This is a genomic window from Streptosporangium nanhuense (genome assembly GCF_059358815.1).
This window is the reverse complement of sequence record NZ_JCADBG010000016.1, coordinates 80,585-103,568: the sequence shown is the minus strand read 5'-3', so window position 1 is coordinate 103,568 and position 22,984 is coordinate 80,585. Positions and strand designations below refer to the sequence as shown.

Annotated in this window: 17 protein-coding genes; 8 read left to right on the top strand and 9 right to left on the bottom strand. The window is 71.1% G+C overall.

Annotated elements, in window-relative coordinates:
- Nucleotides 1–32: 32 nt before the first annotated feature.
- The 4 genes from AC5L38_RS28275 to AC5L38_RS28260 all read right to left on the bottom strand — a co-directional run bounded on the left by AC5L38_RS28275 (nucleotide 33) and on the right by AC5L38_RS28260 (nucleotide 4,849).
- Nucleotides 33–1,019, bottom strand: coding sequence for an ABC transporter permease (locus AC5L38_RS28275; RefSeq protein ID WP_495245861.1), 987 nt, complete (start codon nucleotides 1,017–1,019; stop codon nucleotides 33–35).
- Nucleotides 1,016–2,590 (bottom strand): sugar ABC transporter ATP-binding protein, encoded by a 1,575-nt coding sequence (locus tag AC5L38_RS28270; protein ID WP_495245860.1) that lies wholly within the window; start codon nucleotides 2,588–2,590, stop codon nucleotides 1,016–1,018. The genes AC5L38_RS28275 and AC5L38_RS28270 overlap by 4 nt, the downstream gene beginning before the upstream one ends.
- A complete protein-coding gene (locus AC5L38_RS28265; protein WP_495245859.1) occupies nucleotides 2,587–4,002 on the bottom strand; it encodes an aldehyde dehydrogenase family protein in 1,416 nt (471 codons plus the stop codon). Before AC5L38_RS28265 ends, AC5L38_RS28270 begins: the two co-directional genes overlap by 4 nt.
- A 64-nt stretch (nucleotides 4,003–4,066) precedes the next feature.
- A complete protein-coding gene (locus AC5L38_RS28260; protein ID WP_495245858.1) occupies nucleotides 4,067–4,849 on the bottom strand; it encodes an IclR family transcriptional regulator in 783 nt (260 codons plus the stop codon).
- Between the two features lie 315 nt (nucleotides 4,850–5,164).
- Here AC5L38_RS28260 and AC5L38_RS28255 point away from each other — a divergent pair, with 315 nt between their 5' ends.
- A complete protein-coding gene (locus AC5L38_RS28255) occupies nucleotides 5,165–7,030 on the top strand; it encodes a CASTOR/POLLUX-related putative ion channel (RefSeq protein WP_495245857.1) in 1,866 nt (621 codons plus the stop codon).
- Between the two features lie 244 nt (nucleotides 7,031–7,274).
- On the opposite strand, the gene AC5L38_RS28250 is transcribed toward AC5L38_RS28255, so the two are convergent.
- On the bottom strand, nucleotides 7,275–8,372 hold the full coding sequence (locus AC5L38_RS28250) for an alanine racemase (RefSeq protein ID WP_495245856.1): 1,098 nt from the start codon (nucleotides 8,370–8,372) through the stop codon (nucleotides 7,275–7,277).
- A gap of 417 nt (nucleotides 8,373–8,789) precedes the next feature.
- Nucleotides 8,790–9,524 carry an SDR family oxidoreductase gene (locus AC5L38_RS28245; protein WP_495245855.1) on the bottom strand — a complete coding sequence of 245 codons (735 nt, stop codon included), beginning with the start codon at nucleotides 9,522–9,524 and terminating at the stop codon, nucleotides 8,790–8,792.
- Nucleotides 9,525–9,603: 79 nt separating this feature from the next.
- On the opposite strand from AC5L38_RS28245, the gene AC5L38_RS28240 reads away from it, so the two are divergent.
- Entirely contained in the window at nucleotides 9,604–10,227 is a 624-nt protein-coding gene (locus tag AC5L38_RS28240; protein WP_495245854.1) for a TetR/AcrR family transcriptional regulator, read from the top strand.
- A 114-nt stretch (nucleotides 10,228–10,341) separates the two neighbouring features.
- Here the strand turns inward: AC5L38_RS28240 and AC5L38_RS28235 are convergent, their stop codons facing one another.
- Nucleotides 10,342–12,003, bottom strand: a complete 1,662-nt coding sequence (locus AC5L38_RS28235; protein ID WP_495245853.1) for an alpha-amylase family protein — start codon at nucleotides 12,001–12,003, stop codon at nucleotides 10,342–10,344.
- 117 nt (nucleotides 12,004–12,120) lie between these two features.
- Here AC5L38_RS28235 and AC5L38_RS28230 point away from each other — a divergent pair, with 117 nt between their 5' ends.
- From AC5L38_RS28230 to AC5L38_RS28210, 5 genes are all read left to right on the top strand, one after another.
- Nucleotides 12,121–12,507 (top strand): hypothetical protein, encoded by a 387-nt coding sequence (locus tag AC5L38_RS28230; RefSeq protein WP_495245852.1) that lies wholly within the window; start codon nucleotides 12,121–12,123, stop codon nucleotides 12,505–12,507.
- A 226-nt stretch (nucleotides 12,508–12,733) separates the two neighbouring features.
- Complete coding sequence (secD, locus tag AC5L38_RS28225; RefSeq protein ID WP_495245851.1) at nucleotides 12,734–15,010, top strand: protein translocase subunit SecD; 2,277 nt, start codon at nucleotides 12,734–12,736, stop codon at nucleotides 15,008–15,010.
- 208 nt (nucleotides 15,011–15,218) lie between these two features.
- Nucleotides 15,219–15,545 carry a four-helix bundle copper-binding protein gene (locus tag AC5L38_RS28220; RefSeq protein ID WP_495245850.1) on the top strand — a complete coding sequence of 109 codons (327 nt, stop codon included), beginning with the start codon at nucleotides 15,219–15,221 and terminating at the stop codon, nucleotides 15,543–15,545.
- Between the two features lie 263 nt (nucleotides 15,546–15,808).
- The gene (locus AC5L38_RS28215; RefSeq protein ID WP_350969734.1) at nucleotides 15,809–16,024 is read left to right on the top strand and encodes an EF-hand domain-containing protein; all 216 of its coding nucleotides are present in this window, start codon (nucleotides 15,809–15,811) and stop codon (nucleotides 16,022–16,024) included.
- A 566-nt stretch (nucleotides 16,025–16,590) separates the two neighbouring features.
- Entirely contained in the window at nucleotides 16,591–18,279 is a 1,689-nt protein-coding gene (locus tag AC5L38_RS28210; protein WP_495245849.1) for a tRNA ligase subunit PheS family protein, read from the top strand.
- 27 nt (nucleotides 18,280–18,306) lie between these two features.
- Here AC5L38_RS28210 and AC5L38_RS28205 read toward each other — a convergent pair whose 3' ends face one another.
- The gene (locus AC5L38_RS28205; protein WP_495245848.1) at nucleotides 18,307–19,632 is read right to left on the bottom strand and encodes a hypothetical protein; all 1,326 of its coding nucleotides are present in this window, start codon (nucleotides 19,630–19,632) and stop codon (nucleotides 18,307–18,309) included.
- A 451-nt stretch (nucleotides 19,633–20,083) separates the two neighbouring features.
- Here AC5L38_RS28205 and AC5L38_RS28200 point away from each other — a divergent pair, with 451 nt between their 5' ends.
- Nucleotides 20,084–20,902 carry a sensor histidine kinase gene (locus tag AC5L38_RS28200; protein ID WP_495245847.1) on the top strand — a complete coding sequence of 273 codons (819 nt, stop codon included), beginning with the start codon at nucleotides 20,084–20,086 and terminating at the stop codon, nucleotides 20,900–20,902.
- A 146-nt stretch (nucleotides 20,903–21,048) separates the two neighbouring features.
- Here AC5L38_RS28200 and AC5L38_RS28195 read toward each other — a convergent pair whose 3' ends face one another.
- Entirely contained in the window at nucleotides 21,049–22,938 is a 1,890-nt protein-coding gene (locus tag AC5L38_RS28195; protein WP_495245846.1) for a sensor histidine kinase, read from the bottom strand.
- Nucleotides 22,939–22,984 lie beyond the last annotated feature (46 nt).

The window sequence follows — 22,984 nt, the reverse complement described above, 5'->3', positions numbered from 1 at the left end:
TATACCTCGGGGGGTGTTGTGGAGCGGGTACGTCAGGCACGCGCCTGGTTGGCACGCTGGACGAGGATGACGGCGATGATGATCAGTCCCTTGAGCACCTGTTGCCAGAAGCTCTGCACGCCGTACAGGTTGAGGAGGTTGTTGATCAGTACGAGGACCAGGACGCCGCCGAAGGTGGCCCTCGCCGACCCGCGCCCGCCCGCCAGGCTCGCCCCGCCGATCACGCACGCGGCGATCGCGTCGAGCTCGAAGGCCACCCCGACGCTCGGCTGGGCGATGCCCACCCGGCTGGCCAGGATGACGCCCGCCAGACCGGCGCACGCGCCGCTGATCGTGTAGGCGAGGATCACGTGCCTGCGCACGTTGATGCCCGCGAGCCGCACGGCCTCGGCGTTGCCGCCGATCGCGACGATGGAGCGACCGCCCGGGAAGCGGGTCAGGAACAGGCCGCCCGCGAGGAACACGGCCAGCATGATCACGGTGCTCAGCGGGACGGGGCCGAGCATCGCCGAGCCGAGCGTGAGGAACGCCGGGTCCTCGGGGGTGATCGGCACCTCGGAGTAGACGAACGCCAGGCCCCTGATCGTGGTCAGCGCCGCCAGGGTCACCACGAAGGGCGCCAGCCCGAACCGGGCGACCAGCACCCCGTTGACCAGCCCGAACCCGATCCCGCAGGCGATGCCCGCGACCGTCGCCATCGGGATGGGCAGGTCGGAGACGAGGCCGGCGGTGATGATGCCGGAGAAGGCCACCACCGACCCGACCGACAGGTCGATGCCGCCGGTGAGGATCACCACGAGCATCCCGTACGCCAGCAGGCCGGTGGTGACCATCTGCTTGAGCAGGTTGGTGAGGTTGGTCTGGGTCAGGAACGTGTCGGAGGTGAGCGCCGCCACCGCGACGAGCGCCACGATGAGCGTGACGAACGCGACCTGCGCGGTGAGGTCCCGGCCCGCCAGGACCAGCCTGGGGAGCCTCCCGGAGGTCAGGGCCGCCGGGGCTGGGGTTGTACGGGTCATGCCGTGAGTCCGATCGAGTGGGCGAGGATCTCGTCCTCCGTGGTCTGGTCCGAGCGCAGGTCGCCGGTGATGCGCCCCTGGTTCATCACGAGCACCCGGTCGGTGGCGCCGAGCACCTCCGTCAGGTCCGAGGAGATGAGCAGGACGGCGAGACCCTGCCGGGCGAGGTCGTCGATCATGCGGTAGATGTCGACCCTGGCCGCCATGTCCACGCCCCGGGTCGGCTCGTCGAGGATGAGCACGCGCGGCTCGGCCAGCAGCCACTTGGCGAGCACGGCCTTCTGCTGGTTGCCGCCGCTGAGGTTGACCACCGGCATCGAGGCGCACCCCGGGGGCTGGATGCCCAGCCGGTCGATCATGTCGGTGACGTTCCTGCGCCTGAGGCCCGTGTCGATCAGCGGGCCCCGGGTGGCCGAGTGCAGGGTCGTGAGCGTGATGTTGTCGAGCACGCTCATGCCGAGCACCAGGCCGGTGCGCTTGCGGTCCTCGGTGACGAGCGCGAGCCCGGCCGCGATGGCCTCGGCCGGCGTACGGAACCCGACGGCACCGGACCGGCCGGGTGCCCGGCCGGCGGACCCGGACCCGGACTCAGGTACGGACCCGGCCCCGGATACGGACCCGGACTCGGCGCCGGAGCGGACCCGCACCTGGCCCGCGGAGGCGGGTTCGGCGCCGAAGACGCATCTGGCCAGCTCGCTGCGGCCGGAGCCGACCAGGCCGAACAGCCCGACGATCTCCCCCGAGTGCACCGAGAACGAGACGTCCTCGAACTCGCCCCCGCGAGTGAGCCCGGAGACGCTGAGCCGTACCTCGCCGTGCCCGGCGCGCCGGTCGGGGTAGATCTGTTCGAGGCGGCGGCCCGCCATGAGGCGGATCAGCTCGTTCTCGCCCGTGCGGGCGGGCTCGGTCGTCTCGACGATCCTGCCGTCCTTGATCACCACGATCGAGGTGGCCAGCTCCAGGACCTCCGCGAGCCGGTGGGAGACGTAGACGACCAGCACCCCGCGCTCCTGCAACCTTCTGATCAGCGCGAACAGCGAATCGAGGTCGCTTCCGGCCAGCACCGCGGAGGGCTCGTCGAGCACCAGCACGCGCGGCTCGTCCACCAGCGCCTTGGCGATCTCCACCATCTGCTGCCTCGCCACCGTGAGGCGGCCCGCGACGGTACGCGGGTCGATCGCGCCGAAGCCGATGCCCTCCAGCAGCTCCCCGGCGCGCGCGTGCGCCGCCGCCCAGTCGATGAGCCCGCCGCGCCTCCTGGGGAAGTGCCCCATCAGCAGGTTCTCGGTGACCGACAGCTGGGGTACCAGGGTCAGCTCCTGGTAGACGGTGCGGATGCCCCGGGCGTGCGCGTCGTGCGGCGAGCGCAGCTCGACCCGCTCGCCGTCCATCCACATCTCGCCCGCGCTCATGGGCTGGGCGCCGGCGAGGATCCTGATCAGGGTCGACTTGCCGGCTCCGTTCGCGCCGACCACGGCGAGGACCTCGCCGGGGTGGCCCACCAGGTCCACCCCGTGCAGCACCTCGACGCCGCCGTAGTCCTTGCGGACGCCCCGGAGCTCCAGGCTCATCCGAACGCCTCCATGATGACGACCGTCTTCTGCCGGGTGAAGTCGAGGACGGTCTCGTGCAGGCCCTCGCGGTAGCCGCCGGTGTCCTTGGTGCCGCCGAAGGGCAGGTTCTCGGCGCGCAGCGCGGTCGAGCCGTTGACGACGACCCCGCCGACGTCGAGGCGCCGCGCGATGGAGAACGCCCGCGAGACGTCCCGGGTGAAGACCGCGGCGTGCAGGCCGTACGGGGACTCGTTGGCCATCCGCACCGCGTCGAGGGGGTCGGAGAAGCGGGCGACGGGCGCCACCGGGCCGAAGATCTCCTCGGCGAAGGTGGGACTCGTGGCGGGCACGTCGACCAGCACGACCGGGTCGACGAACGCGCCGCGCCTGCCGCCCCCGGCGGCGAGCCTGGCGCCGTCCCCGACGAGCCTGCCGACGGCGGCCTCGACCCGCTCGGCGGCCTCCTCGGCGATGAGGGGGCCGACGTCGGTCTCCTCCAGCAGCTGGTCGCCGACGACGAGCTTCGCTGTCTGGCCGAGCAGCGACTCGACGAAGGCGTCGTGGATGCCGTCCTGGACGTAGACGCGCTTGACCGCGCAGCAGATCTGCCCGTTGCCCCTGGCCAGGCGGCCGAGCACGACGGCGCGGGCGGCCTCCTCGGCGTCGGCGTCGTCGCAGACGATGAGCGCGTCGTTCCCGCCGAGTTCCAGGAAGACCTTCTTCAGGGTCGCGGCCCCGAGGCGGGCGATCTCGCGGCCCGCCGCGGTGCTGCCGGTGAGGCCCACCGCCGCGATCCCGGGGTGCCCCGCCAGCGTCTGGGACACCTCGACGCCCCCGGTGACCAGCTGGTGGGCGTGGGCGGGCGCACCGGCCCGCTCGACGAGCTCGGCCACCCTGACCAGGGACAGCGGGCAGCGGGCGGGCGGCTGGACGACGACGGCGTTGCCCGCGGCGAGGGCCGCGGCGGCCTTGTGCGCGTACAGCTCGACCGGGTAGTTGAACGGGACCAGCGCCGCGACGACGCCGAGGGGCTCGCGCATCGTCACCGCGAGGTGCCGCTCCAGGCCGGGTACGGCGTCGAGCGGGATCTGGCGGCCGAAGAGCCTGGTGGCCTCGCCCGCGTACCCGCGGAAGATCCGGATCGCGGCGTCGACCTCGCCGCGGGTCTGCTGCACGGGCTTGCCGTTCTCGGCGGCGAGCAGCGTGGCGAGCTCCACCCGCTCGGCCTCGATCAGGTCGGCCACCCGGCGCAGGAGGTCCGCGCGCTCGTGGGCGGGCATGGCCGCCATCGCCCGCTGGCCCTCCTGGGCGGCCTCGACCACCGCGGCCACCCGCTCCGCGCTCGCCGCCTCCACCTCCCCGAGCTGCTCGCCGGTACCGGGGTTGCGGACGGTGATGACGGAGGCGTCCGGCGAGGTGAGAGCGGACATTCGTTGCACTTCCTTCCATGCGGGCCTTGCGTTACGAGCCGTGCGGGCCTTCGGAAAAGCGGGATCAGGCGGGTTTGCGGGTCCTGGGGGCGGCGTAGCCGATGCGGCGGCCGATGTCCGCGGCCATCCCGAGCGCGACCGGCGCCAGGCGGTGGCAGTCGTCGAGGCTGAACCGTCCGGCCGGTGCCGACACGCTGAACGCCCCCACCGGGCGGCCGGAGGCGTTCATGATCGGCAGGCCGATGCAGCGCACCCCCTCCTCGTTCTCCTCGTCGTCGATCGCGAAGCCCTGGTCGCGTACGGTGTCGAGCTCGGCGAGCAGCGCGTCGCCGGTGAGGCTTCTGGGCGTGCGGGGTTCCGCCCGCACGGCCAGGACCTCGGCGCGGCGCGGCTCGTCCAGGAAGGCGAGGACGGCCTTGCCCATCGCGGTGCAGTGCAGCGGCACGCGGCTGCCGATGCGGGAGACCAGGCGCACCGACTTGGCGCTCTCCACCTTGTCGACGTAGACGATGTGGTGGCCCACCGGGACCCCGAGGTGGACGGTCTCCCCGCTGATCTCGACCAGCTCGGCCAGGTACGGCTGCGCCGCGGCGCGGAGCCCGTCCTCCTCCAGGTAGCGCCCGGCGAGGGTGATGAGGGTGACGCCGAGCCGGAAGGCGCCGGTGGCGTCGCGCTCCAGAACGCCCAGTTCCAGGAGCGAGATGGCGTAGCGATGGGCGGTGCTGACGGCGACACCGGTCTGTGCCGCGAGCTCGCCCAGGGTCATCCCGGACTGACCGCTTCCGGACACGGCACTGATGAGCTCAAATGCCTTATCGACGCTTGCTGATTTCCTACCGCTCTTCATTCGAGTTACTCGAATCTATTTTCAGATATTTGTAAGATTTTTGCGATAGTTACATCAGCGATAACCACTGTCAACCCTCGTGCACAAACAGCCGCCGTGCGGGGTGAGGCTTTCGCAGGGCCGACACAGTCGGACTTGTAGGCATAAAAAAGTACAAAACACTGAATTCAGGCATATGTCTCATCAGAACGCGCGCCATTGCCCGTTGTGCGGTCGAACCCGGCGGCGACCCGGGCCGTTCACCCTTCCCTCCTCCCGATGACCTGTAGTTTTTGTACGATTGTTGACTCTGCTTTACCGACGGGGGGAAATTCCGTGCTGAGGGCGACGTTCCGTGAACGCCTGCGTTACTGGTTCGACAACACCATGTCGCGGGGCACGACCGCGCTGATCGGGTGGCTCGCCGTCATCTCCCTCGGCCTGATCCTGCTGGTCACGGCGCTGGGCCTGTGGCTGACCCCGAACGAGGCCGCCAAGAACCACGGCGCCCCCGGCCTGCTGTGGATGACGCTGATGCGCGCGCTGAGCCCCGGGAAGGTGGCCAGCGACACCGGCAGCGCGCCGTTCGTCGCCCTGATGTTCGTCGCGTCGCTGGGCGGGATCTTCATCGTCAGCGCCCTGGTCGGCGTCCTGTCCAACGACCTCAAGAGCAGGTTCGAGGAGCTGCGCAAGGGCAGGTCCCGGATCATCGAGAACGGCCACATCGTGGTCCTGGGCTGGTCGGAGCAGGTCTTCACGATCATCAGCGAGCTGGTCCAGGCGCACGCGAGCGACCGCAGGTCGGTCATCGCGATCCTCGCCGACAAGGACAAGATCGCGATGGAGGACGAGATCCGGCAGTTCGCGGGCGAGACCGGCAGGACCAGGCTGGTCTGCCGGACCGGGCGGCCCGCCGAGCCGACCGACCTCGACCTGATGAACCTGTCCGAGGCCCGCTCGGTGGTCGTCCTCTCCCCGCAGGGCGAGGATCCCGACGCGCACGTCATCAAGACGCTGCTCGCGCTGGCCAAACGGCCCGGCGGCCACCCGCCGGTGGTGGCGGCCATCGCCGAGAGTTCCAACATGGCCGCGGCCCGTCTCGCGGGCGGCCCCGACGTCCACCTCGTCGACTCCGACGACACCGCCTCCCGGCTCATCGTGCAGTCGTCGCGGCAGTCGGGCATGTCCGTGGTCTGCATGGACCTGCTCGACTTCAGCGATGGGGAGATCTACCTGCGCTCCGACCCCGACTTCACCGGCATGACGTACGGCGAGGTGCTCCCGGCCTACCAGACCGCCACGGTGATCGGGCTGCGCCGGGACGGGGCGGCCATGCTGAACCCGCCCATGGACACCGTGATCTCGGACTCCGACGAGATCATCGTGATCGCCCACGACGACTCGATGATCCACCTGGCCGACGGCATGCCCTCGGCCAGCGAGGAGTCGATCGTCATGGTCGAGCACACCGAGCGCAGCGCCGAGCGCACCCTGATCCTCAACTGGAACGGCCGGGGCCGCCAGATCGTCCGCTATCTCGACGGTTACGTCGCGCCCGGCTCGGTCCTGGACATCGCCTCAGACCACCCCGACACGGCGAACGGCTTCGAGGGGCTGAGCAACCTCACGGTCAACGTCAAGGACTGCGACACCTCCGACCGCTACGCCCTCGACTCGCTCGGCCTGGGCCTCTACCAGCACGTGATCGTGCTCTCCGACGACCGCTACAGCCCCGGCCACGCCGACACGCGCACCCTGATGACCCTGCTCCAGCTGCGCGACATGCAGTCCTCGCTCGGCGAGCGCTACTCCATCGTCAGCGAGATGCACGACGAGAACAACCGGAGCCTGGCCGAGGTCACCAGGGCCGACGACATCGTGATCAGCGACACGGTGATCGGCCTGCTGCTGGCCCAGCTCGCCGAGAACCGGCACCTGGCCGACGTGTTCGGCCGGCTCTTCGACTCGGGGGGCTCGGAGATCTACCCGCGCCCGGCGGAGCGGTACGTCCGCTCCGGGGCGCCGGTCGACTTCGCCTCGGTGATCGAGTCGGCCCGGCGCCGCGGCGAGACGGCGATCGGCTACCGCCTGGCGGACCGCGTGAACGAGGCCCCCCACTTCGGTGTCGTCATCAACCCCGACAAGTCGCGACCGCTGCGCCTCGGCCCCGGCGACTCGGTGATCGTCCTGGCCGAGCGCTGACCCTCCGGAGCGGGCCCTACGGGTTGGTGATCATGAAAGCGAGCCCGAGCAGCACTACGACGGGGATCAGCCAGACCACGGCCTCGATCGCGAACTCCTTGTACACGGTGAGCTTCTCCCTCTGAACGCTTCGGACGCTTCGGATGCTTCGGAAACTTTGGATGCCGCCTGACACATGAAAACGACGATGCGCAGCATATGCGTAGCGGCAGGTGTTTCCGTATTCGGGTCCGAGCCTTCGGCCCTACCGGCTCAGATAGTGGAAGCTCGGCTTCGGGTGCATCAGGAAGTCGTGGTGGGAGATGTTCCAGGCGTAGGCGCCCGCCATCGTGAACTCCACCAGGTCACCGGGCTTGAGCGCGATGGGGACCCGGCGGGCCAGGATGTCCTTGGGAGTGCAGAGCTGGCCGACGATCGTGATCGGCTCACCGGCCTCCGTCATCACCAGGGGCTGGTCGTGGCCCTTGGTCGCGGGGGTGCGGATGTGGTGGGTCCCGCCCGCCACGACCGCGAACAGCTCGCCGTGGACGCGCTTGACGTCGATGACGCGCGTCACATACCTCCCGCAGTAGACGGTGAGCGAGCGTCCCGGCTCGATCCGGAGCGTCTCGCCGGGACGGCGGAGCGCGGCCAGGCCCCTGCCGTAGGCCGCCCAGTCGAACCGGTCGCCGGGGTCGGCGTAGGAGACGGCCATGCCGCCGCCGAGGTTGATCTCGCTCACCCCCAGTGTCCGCGCGTAGTCCAGGACGGCTGCGGCCAGCTCCAGCATCCGGGGCGCGTCGAGCCCGCTGGCCAGGTGGGCGTGGATCCCGCGCAGCCGTACGGCACCCTGGGTCTCCAGCAGGGCGACGCATTCGGCGATCCCCGCGGGGTCCATCCCGAACGGCGTGGCGCCGCCGCCCATCGCCAGCGAGGCCCCGTCGATCGGGAGGTCCAGGTTGACCCGGAGCAGCACGTCCGCCGAGCGGCCCGACGCGAGCAGGCGGCGCAGCTCGCCGGGGCTCTCGACGTGCAGGCGGGTCACGTCGCCGAACAGCTCCGCGTCCGTCTTGCCCGGCCCGCCCAGCGCGACCGGCACGTGCGGGAAGTGCTCCCGCACGTGCGCGAGCTCGCCCCCCGAGGCGACCTCGAAGCCGTCGACGTGCGGGGCGAGCGTCCGCATCAGCTCCGGGTCGGGGTTGGCCTTCACCGCGTAGTACAGCTCGACGTCCCCCAGCGCGGCGCGGACGTCCCTGACGTGGGCGCCGAGCTCGACCAGGTCGTAGACGTACGCGGGCAGCGGCCCGGCCAGGAACGACTCCGAGGTCTGCGGCTGCGCCGCGGCTGTGGCTGTGGCTGTCACTGCGTTCTCTCCGATCTTGGCGGTACGGGACGCCGGACGAGCGGGACCCGGGTCTCGACGATCAGCCGGTACGCGGGCGTGGCCCCGGCCGGCTGCCCGTCCACGAGCTGATCCGTGTGCTGGACATCCAACACGCTCCGTCCGGACGGTTCATCGATACGGGGGCCGTGTCGGGTGAAAGTCGATGCCGCGACACCGGGCTCGGGCTCACACTCCTCGCCGGACCGAGCCGGGCCGGGCTGGACCGGGCCGGGCCGGGCCGGGCCGGGCCGGGAAAGGCCACCGGACCGGAGCCCGGCCGCCGAACCGCAGACCGCTCCTCGCTCTCGCGAAGCCCGAAGCCCGAAGCCCGAATCCTCGGCTCTGTCGCCAGGCCCCGGAACCTCGCCCCCGCCAGAGCCCGGAACCTCGCCCCCGTCAGAGCCCGGAGCCGCCGGTGGCGTCGAGGATGGTTCCGGTGACCCAGCGGGCGTCGTCGGAGACCACGAACGCGACGACGTCGGCGACGTCCTCCGGGGCGCCGACCCTGGCGAGGGCGGCCTGCCCGGCCGCGTACTCCTGGGCCCGCGGGTCGCCGCGCAGCCAGCCCGCGTTCATGTCGGTGTCGGTGATGCCCGGCGAGACCGAGTTCACGGTGATCCCGCGCGGGCCGAGCTCCTTGGCCAGCGTCCGGTTCAGCACCTCTATCGCCCCCTTGGTCGCGACGTAGGCGGGACTCTCGGGAAAGGCCATCCTGGTCACGCCGGAGCTGATGGTGACGACGCGCCCGCCGTCGCGCATGAGCGGCAGCGCCCGCTGGATGATGAAGAACGGCGCCCTGACGTTGACGGCGAACATCCTGTCGTACGCCTCGGGCGTGACCTCCGCGATGCCGCCGGGGACGATGATCCCCGCGTTGTTGACGAGGATGTCGAGCCCGTCCACCTCCTTCTCCAGGGCGGCGAAGAGCGTCTCCACGTCCCCCTCCACGCCGAGTTCCGCCCGGACGGGGAACGCCTCTCCCCCGGCCTCGGTGATCGCCGCCACGACCTCCCCCGCCGCCGCCTCGTCCTCGGCGTAGTGGACGGCCACCCGGACCTCCTCGCGCCCGAGCCGCAGGGCGATCGCCCTGCCGATCCCCCTGCTCGCGCCCGTGACCAACGCGGTTCTCACATCGCCTCCCGTATTTTTAGCGAGCGCTACAAAACGGAACCGTAGCAGGGTTTTTTAGCGAGCGCTATACAATGCTCCGGTGAGCAGGAAGCGAGCCTTCGACCGCGACGCCGTGCTGGAGATAGCGCTGCTGGAGTTCTGGCGGCACGGCTACGAGTCCACCTCCATCGCCTCCCTCACCGCCGCGATGGGCATCCGGCCGCCCAGCCTGTACGCCACCTTCGGCGACAAGCGGCAGCTGTTCGGGGAGGTCGTCGAGCGCTACAGGAGGTACGACTTCTCCGCGCGGGCGCTGGCCGAGGAGCCGACCGCGCGGGCGGCGATCGCCAGGATGCTGCGCGAGGCCGCGATCGACTACACCGACCCCGGGCACCCGCCGGGCTGCATGATCTTCAGCGCGGCCGTCAACGTCGGCCCGGAGTCGGCCGACGTGCGGGAGGCGATGCGCGGGATCAGGGAGGCCGGCAAGGCCGCGATCGCGGCGCACATCGCCTCGGACGTGGCGGCGGGCCTGCTTCCCGAGGGCACCGACCCCGAGGCTCTCGCCCTGTTCTACGCGGCCACCGTCCAGGGGATGTCCGCCCAGGCCCGCGACGGCGCGACCCGGCGGGACCTGGAGCGGATCGCCGAGCTCGCGATGCTCGCCTGGCCCGGGGAGCGGGAGACCGCGCCGGACGGGCACCCCGGACGCGTTCCCGGGTGATGGTGACCTCCGGCCGGATCACCCGCTCCCGGCCGGAGTCTCCCCTGGTGTTCGTCCATTCCCGGGCGAGGCCCCTTGGCGCTCACCCGCTCTTGGCCGAGGTCCCCCCGGTGCTCACCCGCTCTTGGCCGAGGTGTCCTCCGGCGCCGCGTCGGGGACGGAGGCGCGGAGCCAGCGGGTGCCGTAGGGCTCCAGCGTGAACTTCACCCGGCCGTCGGAGGGCAGGTTGAGAGTGCCGTCCACCAGCAGGTCGACCAGCACCTCGCAGCCGTCGAGCTTCTCGAGGACGAGATCCACCTTCGCCTCGCGGTCGGCGAAGTTGTGGACGGCGACCACGGTGCCGCCCTCGGCGTCGGCCCGGTGGGCCAGCACGGCCACGTCACCGGCGTCCAGGATCTCGTACGTGCCCCAGGCCAGCTCGGGCGACTCCCGGTAGCGCTCGATCAGGAGCCTGGTCCAGCTGAGCAGTGAGTCGGGGTCGCGGCGCTGGTCGGCGACGTTGACGTTGCGCGGGCCGAACTTGCCGGTGGGCGAGGGGACGGTGGTCTTCGGATCGGGCGAGAAGCCGCCTCCGGCCGACCACTGCATCGGGATCCGGACCGCCATCCGGCCCTCGGCCTTCAGGTTCTCGCCGAGACCGATCTCCTCGCCGTAGAAGAGCACCGGCGTGCCCGGCAGGGAGAACAGCACGCTGTAGGCCAGCTTGAGCCGCCGCATGTCGCCGCCGAGCATCGGGGGGAGGCGGCGGCGCAGGCCCCGGTCGTACAGCTGCATGTTCTTGTCGGGGCCGAAGGCGTCGAAGACCTCGTGCTTCTGCGCCTCGGTGAGCTTGTCCAGGGTCAGCTCGTCGTGGTTGCGGACGAACATCGCCCACTGGGAGTCGTCGGGCGGTTCCGGCCGGTCGCGCAGGGCCTCGGCCAGGGCCTCGGGGTTCTGGCGGGCCATCGACAGGTGGAAGCGCTGCATGGCGATGAAGTCGAAGCACATGGTGACCTCGTCGCCGTTGCCCGCGTCGCCGAAGAACTTCATCAGGTCCGGGTAGGGCAGGTTCACCTCGCCCAGCAGGATCGAGGTGCCGTCGCGGCGGTTCATGAAGGCGCGCAGGTCGGCGAGGAACTCGTGCGGGTCGCCGCCGATGCCCTCGATCAGGAACGGCACGGCGTCCACCCGGAAGCCGGACAGGCCGAGCTCCATCCAGAAGCCGAGGATGCGCGCGATCTCGTCACGGACCTGCGGGTTCGCCGTGTTCAGGTCGGGCTGGAACTTGTAGAAGCTGTGGTAGTAGTACTGGTTCGTCTTCTTGTCCAGCTCCCAGAGGCTGTCCTCCTTGTCCGGGAAGACGATCGACTTGGGGTCGACGGGCCCCGGCTCGTCCTGCCAGACGTACCAGTCGCGCTTGGGGGAGTCGCGGCTGGAGCGGGCCTCCTTGAACCAGGGGTGCTCGTCGGAGGTGTGGTTGACCACCAGGTCGGCGATCACCCGCATGCCCCGGTCCCTGGCGGTGCGCACGAACTCCACGAAGTCGCCGAGGGTGCCCAGCCGGGGGTCGACCGAGTAGAAGTCGCTGATGTCGTAGCCGTCGTCGCGGCTGGGGCTGGGAAAGAACGGCATCAGCCAGATGCAGGTCACCCCGAGCCGGTCCAGGTGGTCGATCTGCTGGGTCAGGCCCCGGAAGTCACCGATGCCGTCACCGTTCCCGTCCTTGTAGGTCTCGACGTCCAGGCAGTAGACGACGGCGTTCTTCCACCACAGATCGGCCGTGTAGGTGATTCGCATGCGTGCGCACTACCCTCCCTTGACGTTTTTATGAGACAACGCGGACATTGGGCCGGCACGGGAGAGATCGGCGAGCCCCCGGCGCGCTACGGTGGACGGGACGGCCAGGAGGAGATCATGCGACAGCTGAGGCGCGGCGCGCCCTTCGGCTGGCTGCTCGCCCTGCTGCTGCCGCTGCTCGTCTCCGGCGGTCTGGGCGGGGGCGGCGCCACCGCCCTCCTGCGTCATCCCGCCGTCGCCCAGTCCTCCGGCGAGCACCAGCGGCTGTCTCGCCCGGCCTTCGACGCGGGGCACAGGAACGCCCTCGTCAGCGGCCTCTCCGCCACCGGGATCGGCCTGGCGGGCGGGGGCGGCCACCCGCTCGCGACCCCGCCGGCTGACCTCCGGCACCTGTCCCTCGCCTCCGGCCCGGCCTCGCGCCCGGCCCGCGACGACGACACCCGCCCGCTCGCGGCCCTGATCGTCAGGCCGGGGCGCGCGCCGCCCGCCTCCACGGCCGGCTGAACCGCCCCGGAGCCACTCCGGGCCCTCGCCGTACCGGAGAACGGCCTTCGCCGACCGGGAGGCGCCTTTCCCGTACCGGGAAACGCCCTTTCCTCGTCTGAGCACCCGAACGTCTGAGCACCCGGACGTCCGGGTGCTCATAGGCCGCCGTACGCGAGGCACGCCGGCGTCCGGAAAGGCCCCTCCGGCACCCCCGAGGACAGTTCCCCAGCCTGTGGAGGCTCCCATGTCGCGTGCCCCGGTGGTACGCGCGGTGGCGGCGCTCGCCGTCATCGCCACCTCGCTCTTCATCGCCCTGACCATGTCGCCGCGCCTGGGTCTCGACCTGCGCGGCGGCACCCAGCTCGTCCTGGAGACCAGGGACTCACCGACCGTCAAGGCCGACGCCGCGGCCACCGACCGCACCCTTGAGGTGCTCCGCCGCCGGGCCGACGGCCTGGGCGTGGCGGACGCGCCGCTGGCCCGCTCCGGCGAGCGGCGCATCATCGTGGAACTGCCCGGCGTGCAGGACCCGACCAAGGCCGCCGAGGTCATCGGCAAGACCGCGCAGCTCACCTTCCACCCCGTCCTCGGCGTCCCCGACCCGGCGGCCGGGACCAAGCCCGGGAAGGGGGAGCAACTCCTTCCCGACGAGAGCGGCGCCCCGCTGCACATCGGACCGGCCGCCCTCACCGGCGAGGGCGTCAGCGGCGCCGAGGCGGGGATCGACGCACAGCAGGGCAGCGGCTGGTTCGTCACCGTCGACTTCCGCGACAGCGGGCGCGCGGAGTGGGCCGAGCTGACCGGCCAGGCCGCCTGCAACCCGGCGGGCGACCACAAACGCAGGGTCGCCATCGTGCTCGACTCCAAGGTGATCGTCTCGCCCCAGGTGAACGAGGACGTGGCCTGCAACGTCGGCCTGCCCGGCGGGTCCACCCAGATCACCGGCACCTTCACCTCGGAGGAGGCCGCCGACCTGGCCCTGCTGATCAAGGGCGGCTCGCTGCCGGTGCCCGTCGAGATCGTCGAGCAGCGGACCGTCGGCCCCACGCTCGGCGCCGCCGCGATCACGGCCAGCGCCCAGGCCGCGGTCATCGGCGTCGCGCTCACCGCGCTGTTCATCGTCGTGACCTACCGGCTGGTGGGCCTCATCGCCGCCTTCGCCCTGGCCTGCTACGCGCTGATCTCGTACGCGGCGCTGGTGGCGCTCGGCGCCACGCTCACCCTGCCGGGACTGGCGGGCTTCGTCCTGGCGATCGGCATGGCGGTCGACGCCAACGTGCTGGTCTTCGAACGGGCGCGGGAGGAGTACGCGGCGGAACCGGGGTTCAGGGGCGCGCTGGAGAAGGGCTTCCGCAACGCGTGGAGCGCGGTGGCCGACTCCAACATCACCACGCTGCTCGCCGCCGGACTGCTGTTCTTCCTGGCCTCCGGGCCGGTACGCGGTTTCGGCGTCACGCTGAGCATCGGTGTGATCGCCTCGCTGATCACCGCGATGGTCATCACGCGCGTCCTGGCCCAGTGGGCGGTGAGCCTCCAGGCCGTGTCCTCACGGCCCCGGCTGACCGGTCTGTCCGACATCGGGCGCGTCCGCACCTGGCTGAACGCGCGCAAGCCGGACCTGATGAGCCGCCGCGCGGTGTATTTCCTGGTCACCTGCGTGCTGGTGGCCGCGTCCGTGGCGGGAGTCTCGGTGCGGGGGCTCGACTTCGGCGTGGAGTTCACCGGGGGCAGGCTCGTGGAGTACTCCACGAGCACCCCGATGAGCGCCGACGCCGCCCGCGAGCTCGTCAGCGAGGCCGGGTTCCCCAACGCGGTGGTGCAGTCCTCCGGCGAGGACATCTCCGTACGGGCCGGTCAGATCGCTCCCGCCGACGTGGTGCGGATCGAGAGCGCGCTGGAGAGCGGGGGCGCCCAGGTCACCAAGGAGCGTGACGAACTTGTCGGGCCGAGCCTCGGGGACGAGCTGCGCCGCAACGCGCTGATCGCGCTGGGTGTCGCGCTCGCCGCGCAGCTCGCCTATCTCGCCTTCCGGTTCCGCTGGACGTTCGGGCTGGCGGCGGTGCTGGCCCTGGTGGCCGACGCGACGATCGTGGTCGGCGCGTTCGCGTGGCTGGGCAAGCCGGTGGACGGGGTGTTCCTGGCCGCGATGCTCACCGTGATCGGCTACTCCGTCAACGACAAGGTCGTGGTCTTCGACCGGGTCCGCGAGCTGTGGGGGGCGCGGCCGACGGCCCCGTTCGCCGAGGTGACGAACACCGCGATCCTGCAGACCGTCCCCCGTACGGTCAACACCGGCCTGGGCGCGCTGTTCATCCTGGCCGCGCTGGCGGTGCTCGGCGGCGACTCGCTGACCGACTTCGCGGTGGCGCTGCTGATCGGGATCGTCGTCGGCACGCTCTCCTCCGCGCTGGTCGCGGGGCCGCTCGCGATCGAGCTGGAGAGGCGCAGGCCCACCGGGCCGCCACGGCCCAAGCGGAAGGGACCCGCCCCGGCCCGCCAGGGCTCGGGCGCGGTGGTCTGACAGCCCCCGGCCTTCCCTACTAATCCTACAAATGATGGGTGAATTTATGCACAAAACTATTGCCATCTGCGACTAAAGGCAGAACTCCCCGGCTGGCAAGGCCCTCCGGCAGGGGCACAACACTGTTGCGAGATCTTCGGCCGTTGAAGCAGGACGGTCACGAAAACGGGGAGAAAGCATGAGCCACGCGGTCAAGATGAGCCCTCAGATGCAGAAGAGCATCAGTGCGTGCATGGAGAGCCACAGCCGTTGCGAGCAGACCATGACCTACTGCCTCATGCAGGGGGGCCAGCATGCCGACATGGCGATGATGGGCCCGCTCATGGACTGCGCCGACATGACCCGCATGTGCGCGGACATGATGATGCGCCAGTCGCCGATGGCGATGGAGATGGCCGCGATGTGCGCGAAGGTGGCCACCAGGTGCGCCGAGGCGTGCATGACCATGAGCAACGACACGACGATGAAGGAGTGCGCCAACACGTGCCGCATGTGCGCCGAGGCCTGCCAGGCCATGGCCGGCGCGCGAGCCTGAGAACCACCCGCGTCCGCCCCGTCCCCGCCCGGCCCGCCCATGGCGGCGGAGGGCGGCGTGACGGGACCGAGGGTTGACGGAGGGCAGGCCGGAGGGTTGTGAGGGGCGCCGCCGATCGCATCGGCGGCGCCCCCGTCATGGCCGGAACGAGTCCGAAAGAGCTGGAACGATGGCAATCCTCCGCTTTCCGCCAGGGGGCGCGCCTCGAATCCCGCTAGTGTGCTTGGCGTCTGATTTCCCTGCTGCCGAAGGCGGATGCAATCGTGGCGGACGACTACGCGACGACTTTCAAGATCGTTGATGTTGACGGTGACGGCCTCATCTCGATTCCCGAGCTGACGAGGCTCATGGAGGTGCTCGGCCAGCCGATCACCCCCGAGGCGGCCGCGGCGGCCGTCGCCAGGATCGACCAGGACGGCGACGGCCTCATCTCCCTGGAGGAGTTCGCCGGATACCTCGCCCAAACCCGGGCGGGCTGACCTCCCATCCCGGTCCGGACACTCCGACCCCGGGCCGGTCGACGGGCCGAACCCGATCGGGACATCCCGCCCACACCCGGGCCGGGTACCCCGATCGGGTCCGGCCCCGCCGTTTCCCATCCCGCCGTTCCCGCCTCACCACTTCCGCCCCGCCACTTCCGGCCTCTGAACGCCCCGCCGCCGATTCCTCTCGAATGCGGCCGGACCGCCCCCCACTTCACCCCGGCGCCGATCTGGTGGCATGTTGACTCACCATTGACCGGGCAATAACTTTGGGTAGTCATACAAGCGCTCAGCGTAGCGAAGGCTCGGGATGACGTGTGAGCGCCGGTGTTCCCGAACGGGTGTCGCACACGGACCCCCTTCCAGAAGGCGACCTCGCGTCTCACGCGTGAGGTCGCCCGGTCGCCACGGTCCGCGCTTCCGCTCGCTTCCCGTCACGTCCCGGCCGAAAGGCGATCCGGCGGCCTTCGCCTGACCGCCCAGGGAGCCGTCCGCCGGGGGGAGGGCGGGGAGCGCGGGGAGCGCCTCCACAGCCCCACAGAGGAAGAAGGCATAGGCAGTTGATGAGGAGCGCATCCAGCGGCCGCGCCGGGAGCGCGCCGTACGACTCGCGTGGCGCCCGGCATCCGGTGACCATCATGGCCGAGCAGATGACCGACGTCTTCCTCGACCTCGGCTACGGCGTCGCCGAGGGACCCGAGATCGAGGCCGGGTGGTTCGCCTTCGACGCCCTCAACATGGACGACCGCCACCCCTCCCGCGCTCCCGGACGCACCTTCCACGTCGAGAACCCCTCGGCCCCCGGCCGCGGGTCGGGGCTCGTGCTGCGCCCGCACACCTCACCGGTGCAGGTGAGGGCGATGCTCGACACCCCCCCGCCCCTCCGCGTGGTCTGTACGGGCCGCGTCTTCCGTCCCGACGTGGCCGACGCCACCCACAGCCCGGTGTTCCACCAGGTCGAGGGCCTCGCCGTCGACCTGGGCCTCACCATGGTCGACCTGAAGAAGACCCTCGACCACTTCGCCGTCTCCATGTTCGGCAGGGGTGCGGTGACCCGGCTCCGCACCCATCACTTCGCCTACACCGACCCGTCGGCGGAGGTGGACGTGGAGTGCGCCGTCTGCCGCGACGACACCGCCGAGGAAGATCCGGCCACGACGCCCCGGAAGGGCGCCGCCGGAGCCCCGCCCGCGAACCCGTGCGGGACCTGCGGCGGCGAGGGATGGATCGAGTGGGGCGGGTGCGGCATCGTCCATCCCCGGGTGCTGGCCGCCTGCGGCGTCGACCCGCACCGGTACGGCGCCTTCGCCTTCGGCATGGGCGTCGAGCGCACGCTGATGCTCCGGCACGGGCTGAGGGACATGCGCGACGTCGTCGACGGCGACGTCCGCTTCCCCCTCGGGATGGACGAGCTCGCCCCCGGCAGACCGCGAGCCAGGCCCCTCCCCCGGGCCACGACCGCGATCACGGCCACGACGCGAGCCGTACCGGCCGCGCGGGCCGTGCCGGAGATGGAGACCATCCCGCTGGCGCGCGGCCACGGCGCGAGGAGCGTACGGAGGCGGGAGACCGGTGCGGGGCTTCCCCGGTCACAGCACCTGCGGCGGCGCATCGGGCACGCGCTGGCCGGAGCGGGATACGTCGAGACGCCGTGTTTCCCCTTCGTCTGCGACGCCGCGTGGGACGCCTTCGGCCTGGCGCCCGACGACCCGCGCCGCGCCACGCTGACGCTGACGAACCCGATCAGCCCGCGCGAGCCGTCGCTGCGCACGACGCTTCTCCCCGGGCTGCTGGCCGCGCTGGGTCTCAACCTCGCCCGGGGAAACCGTGCCCCGGCGCTCTTCGAACAGGGGGTGGTCTTCGTCCCCCTCACGGGCGCCGGCCTCCCGCCCGTTCCCCGGGCGGACCGCCGTCCCACCGACGACCAGCTCGCCGCGCTGAACACCGCCATCCCCGCCCAGCCCCGCCACCTCGCCGCCGCCCTGACCGGCGAGTCGTCGTGGGCCCGCGCGGTCGACGCCGCGCGTACGGCGGCGCACATCATGGGAGCGGGGCTGGTCACCCGGCCCACCGAGCACGCCCCCTGGCTGCCCGGACGCTGCCTGGAACTGCTCGTCGGCGAGGCCGTGCTGGGTCACGCGGGCGAGCTGCGGGCCGGTACGGTCCAGGCGCTGGGCCTGCCCCCGAGGACGAGCGCGATGGAGATCGACCTCACCGCGATGGAGCACCTCACCGACCTCGGGAGCAGGTGACTCCCGAGGCGGATCGAGGGCGGAAGGTCAGGCGGTCGTGAGATAGATCTGGCCGAAGACCTCGGAGAGCTTCTTGAGGTCGGTGGCCGTGTCCGTCTCGGGACTCGCCGGGTTGTAGACGCCGGCCAGGCGGCGCTGGATCGGGAGGAGCTTCTTCAGCTGCTCCCAGGCGGTCAGCCGGCTCACCGCGCCCTGGGCGTTCTGGACGCTGGTCCACACGTTCACCTGCTGGGCGCCACCGTCCTTGACGGGCGCCGACAGCCGGGAGGCGACCTTGGCGTCGGTCACCTGGCCGACGAGCCCGGTCTCCTCGGCGGCGACCTGGGCCAGGACGTCCCACGAACGGGCGCGGACCTGGATCCACTGGTTGAGGTGGGCCTGCGTCGAGTTGATCTTCCAGGCGTCGTAGCCGCCGTACAGCAGGCCGCTGTCCAGGGAGAGCTGGTCGACGCGGCCCGCGATCAGGGGAGCCTCGATCTTCTCGGGGGCCAGCAGCGGGTACCGCTTGCGCATCTCGGCCTTGCAGGCGTCGTTCGCGCCGCAGGCGAGCTCGGGAACCACCGTGTGGATGCCCAGCCGCTTGCCGGGCGCGGCCTGGCGGAGGGCGTCGGAGGCCGCGGTGACGAACGCGGTGATCTCCTCGTCGGTCTTGAACGTGGTGTTGTAGCCCAGCTGGGAGGTGAACCGGATGCCCGCCACCTCCGGACGCGAGGCCAGCGCGCCGATGCGCTTGACGGCGGCGGTGAAGGTCTCGGTGCCGGCCTTCCAGTCGTCGGCCAGCTCGGTGTCGATCCAGACCCTCAGCTGCACGGCCTTCGCCGCGGTGATCGCCTGACCGGCGGGAGTCTGCGCCGCGGCCGCGATCGCGGGGTCCTGGGCGGTGCCCGTGGGGGTGGGGGTCGGGGTGACGGCGCCGGTCCGCTCGGACCCGGCGACCGTGCCGTCGCCACCCTCACCGTGCCCGTCGACCGAGCACGGCTGGCCGGCCTCGCACTCGGGCGTGCCGCCGTCGTCGGCTCCCTCGGGGAAGGGGGAGTTCTCGTCGCCCTCGGAACCGCCACCGGGCGCCTCCGGGCAGACCGATCCGGGGGCCGCGCAGTCGAGGAACTTGCCGTCGCTCGGGGTGGCCCCCTTGAGGTTGGCGTTGTCGTCGGCACCCCAGAACAGCGCGACCCCGAGGGCCTCTTCCGGCTTGGCCAGCCAGGTGCACACGACGTAGGCCGGGGTGTCGGCTCCCAGCAGGTCGTTGCAGCTGCGGGGATCGTCCTGTGAGTACGCGGCCCCGGGTGTCATGACACCGACGAGCGCGAGCGTGGCGCCCATGGCGAGAGCCCGGCGCAGAGTAAGTCGCATGTCCTGAACTCCCCGGAAAGCTGGTCAAAACGATCGATCTGCACTTTACCCAGATCACAATGGGCTCGACAGTCCCGGTCAAGGAATCCTCAGCATTCCGATATATCCCACCGGACCCGTACCGGCCGTCACGCCTCACACCGCCATCGCGCCAGAGTGAGGCGTCCCAAGGTGAGCCATGCGGGAGCGAGCCCGCCGGCCCGGGCGGCGGGCCTTACCGGGGCGAGGGCGCCCGGGGCATTGCGGCTAGCCGGAATGCCGGGGACCCCGCTGGCATGAAGCCCCAGACTGGGGCTGCCAGCGCAGACGGCGGGTGGCAAAGGCGACATCATGATTCGGTGAACACCTGTCCAGAGGCGAGCGGGCTCCCCCGGGCCATCGAGGTGCCGGTGGGAAACTCCACCACCGTCGACGAAAGCGCCCTGATCGCCCCGAATCGAAACGGACCCTCATGTCGTCGCGCGCCAAGGATCTGAGCAACGGGTTCCACGGCCTCCCGAGGGCGGACGAGATCAAGCACCTCGCCCTGGCCACCGGCAACCTGCTGAACCGGCTGGAGAGCGCCAGAAGCCGGGTCGACCAGTCGCTGACCCAGCAGCGGCGGTTCGTGGCCGACGCCTCGCACGAGCTGTTCACCCCGATCGCCGGCCTCAGAACCCTCCTGGAGGAGGCACGGCTGCACCCCGACCAGACGGATCTGGACGAACTCCTGTCAGACGCGCTGGAGGGCGTCGGCCGGCTCCAGACGATCGTCACCGACCTGCTGGTGCTGGCGAAGGTGGGAGCCAACACCTCTGACGCGTTCGTCACCGTTGATCTGGGGGAAATGGTCCGCGCCGCGATCTCGCGGCGCGAGAACGGTGTCCCCGTACGGCTCCGGCTCGCCCCCGGGGTGCGGGCGAACGTCGTCAACGCGGAGATCACCCGGCTTCTCGCCAATCTCCTGGACAACGCCCAGCGCCACGCCAGGCACGCGGTGCTGGTCGAGGTGTGCCGGAACGGCCGGTACGGCGAACTGGCCGTCGCCGACGACGGTGACGGCATCGCCACCGCCGACCGGGAGAGGATCTTCGAACGGTTCACCAGGCTGGACACCGCCCGCTGCCGTAACCGGGGGGGCACCGGGCTCGGTCTCACGATCGCCCGTGACATCGCCGAGGCCCACCGGGGGACCATCGACGTGGAGGACTCCAGCACCGGCGGCGCGCGGTTCGTCCTCCGCCTCCCCCTCGCCGGTCACCAGCCGCCCGAACCCCCTGACATCGGCTGACATCGGCTGACATCGGCCGCCACCTGCACCTTCAGCACCGATCAACCGCTCACCGTCCCGGAACGGCACCGGCACCGGCACCGGCACCGGCACCGGCACCGGGTGAGACCGTCACAGGCCGGCACCTACCTCGTGGGGCGGGACCGTCACGGAGCCGGGCAGTCGCGACCGGCGCCGTCACACCCGGTATCGTCCGCGACCGGTATCGTCACGGAGAGCGACGTCCCCTTCTGTGCGGAGCTCGCGACCTTCAGCCTGCCGCCGAGCGTCTCGATGCGGTCCTTGAGCCCGATGAGCCCCGACCCCTTGCCGTAGTCGGCTCCTCCGACCCCGTCGTCGTGGATCGAGAGCCGGAGGGTCGTTCCGGCCGCGCCCAGGGTGACGTGCACCTCGGAGGCGTTCGCGTGCTTCGCCACGTTGGTCAGCGCCTCCGCGACCGTGTAGTAGACGGCCACCTCTGCGCACTTCGACAGGCGCGGGACGGGGTCCAGTTCGAGTTCGACGGGAAGGGTGCAGCGGCGTGCGAGCGCCTTCAGGGCGGGTACGAGCCCGCCCCTCGAGAGGATCGCCGGGTGGATGCCGCGTGAGAGCTCCCGCAGGTCGTCCGAGACCCCGGTCAGCCCCTGGACCGCGCGGGACAGCCGCTCCCTGAGCTCGGTCATCGCCGGCGGCACCCCGGCCTCCGCGGCGCGCAGTTCGAGCCCGAGCGACACCAGTCGCTGCTGGGCTCCGTCGTGCAGGTCGCGCTCGATGCGCCGGCGGGTCTCGTCAGCCGCGGCGACGACGCGGGCTCGGGAGGCGGCGAGCTCGGTGCGGGCCTGCGCGTTCGAGATGGCGGTCGCGACCAGCTCGGTGAAGTTCATCATGCTCTCCTCCACGCCCTCGAACCTCGGCTCCCGGGCGCTGGAGAAGACGAGCATCACCCCCCACAGGTATCCGTCGACGACGATGGGAGAGCCGATGGCCGAGGTGACCCCCATTTTCTTGGCCCAGGCGGCGATCTTCCCGGAGCTCCGGCCGTAGTCCGCCCTCCGCGTCGGGCGCCCCGTCCTCAGCACGGTGGCCGAGACGCTCACCTCGCTGAGCGGCCACCGCGAGCCGAGGGGCAGCACCTTCTCCGTGCCGTCACGCCAGCTCCACGAGCCCAGCACCGTCACGTGGGCGGGGTCGTAGCGGCTGATCGCGACGTGGTCCGCGTTCATGAGGAAACCCATCTCGCAGGCGACCGCGTTGAACAGCTCCGCCGAGGAGATGCCCCGCGCCACGAGTGTCGCGACGCGCCGCAACGCCGCCTGCTCCCGCGCGATCCGGCGGAGCTCGTCGCGGCTGGACGCCAGGACCATCCCGGTGTTCTCGCGATCACGGGCCGCCCTCAGCAGCGCCTCCAGGGAGGGCACCATCCGCTCGCGCAGACGCCTCCGCGCGGGCTCGGACACCCCGGCGGGCAGGACCAGCGTGCCGACCCTGGCGCCGCCCTCCATGAGCGGCACCACCTCTCCGTGCTCTCCCGCCGGGACCGCCTCAAGCCGGATCTCCAGGTTCGGTATCCCCAGGGCCCGTGCCAGGAGACGCGAGGCCGGCGGCAGCGCCGCCTCCAGGTACTTCGTACGCAGCAGGAGGTGGGCCAGGCGCGCGGCGAGATCCGCCTCGCAACGGCGGTTGTCCGCCTGGACGTTCAGCGAGCGCACCAGCGCCGCGATCGAGCTGATCACCACCCCGACGAGAAGGAAGATCGGGAGCGGGGTCCAGGGCCAGCGCGCCTCGTACGAGAAGCTCCACGTGGGCGGGATGTTGAAGTAGACGAAGGCGACGGCGCTGCCCACCAGGGTCGCCAGCCCCAGACCCAGACCCCACACGACCGAGACCAGCAGGACACCGAGCAGATAGATCCCCCCGAGGAAGTCGCCCGACGTCACGCGCTCCAGGAAGAGGGACAGCACGACTTCCGCCGCGATGCACAGGGCGCCACAGATGATCCCCACCACGAGGGGCGGCCGCTTTGTGCGCAGCAACAACGACAAAAGTCGTTCGCGCATGGAGACTAAGATACTCGCATGTCAAGAAGGGAATTGACGGCTTTTC

Excerpts from the sequence above, each read along its gene's own strand:
- AC5L38_RS28275 (WP_495245861.1), bottom strand. The coding sequence starts at position 1,019 with ATGACCCGTACAACCCCAGCCCCGGCGGCCCTGACCTCCGGGAGGCTC.
- AC5L38_RS28270 (WP_495245860.1), bottom strand. The coding sequence starts at position 2,590 with ATGAGCCTGGAGCTCCGGGGCGTCCGCAAGGACTACGGCGGCGTCGAG.
- AC5L38_RS28265 (WP_495245859.1), bottom strand. The coding sequence starts at position 4,002 with ATGTCCGCTCTCACCTCGCCGGACGCCTCCGTCATCACCGTCCGCAAC.
- AC5L38_RS28260 (WP_495245858.1), bottom strand. The coding sequence starts at position 4,849 with ATGAAGAGCGGTAGGAAATCAGCAAGCGTCGATAAGGCATTTGAGCTC.
- AC5L38_RS28235 (WP_495245853.1), bottom strand. The coding sequence starts at position 12,003 with ATGCGAATCACCTACACGGCCGATCTGTGGTGGAAGAACGCCGTCGTC.
- AC5L38_RS28230 (WP_495245852.1), top strand. The coding sequence starts at position 12,121 with ATGCGACAGCTGAGGCGCGGCGCGCCCTTCGGCTGGCTGCTCGCCCTG.
- secD (WP_495245851.1), top strand. The coding sequence starts at position 12,734 with ATGTCGCGTGCCCCGGTGGTACGCGCGGTGGCGGCGCTCGCCGTCATC.
- AC5L38_RS28220 (WP_495245850.1), top strand. The coding sequence starts at position 15,219 with ATGCAGAAGAGCATCAGTGCGTGCATGGAGAGCCACAGCCGTTGCGAG.
- AC5L38_RS28210 (WP_495245849.1), top strand. The coding sequence starts at position 16,591 with ATGAGGAGCGCATCCAGCGGCCGCGCCGGGAGCGCGCCGTACGACTCG.
- AC5L38_RS28205 (WP_495245848.1), bottom strand. The coding sequence starts at position 19,632 with ATGCGACTTACTCTGCGCCGGGCTCTCGCCATGGGCGCCACGCTCGCG.
- AC5L38_RS28200 (WP_495245847.1), top strand. The coding sequence starts at position 20,084 with ATGTCGTCGCGCGCCAAGGATCTGAGCAACGGGTTCCACGGCCTCCCG.
- AC5L38_RS28195 (WP_495245846.1), bottom strand. The coding sequence starts at position 22,938 with ATGCGCGAACGACTTTTGTCGTTGTTGCTGCGCACAAAGCGGCCGCCC.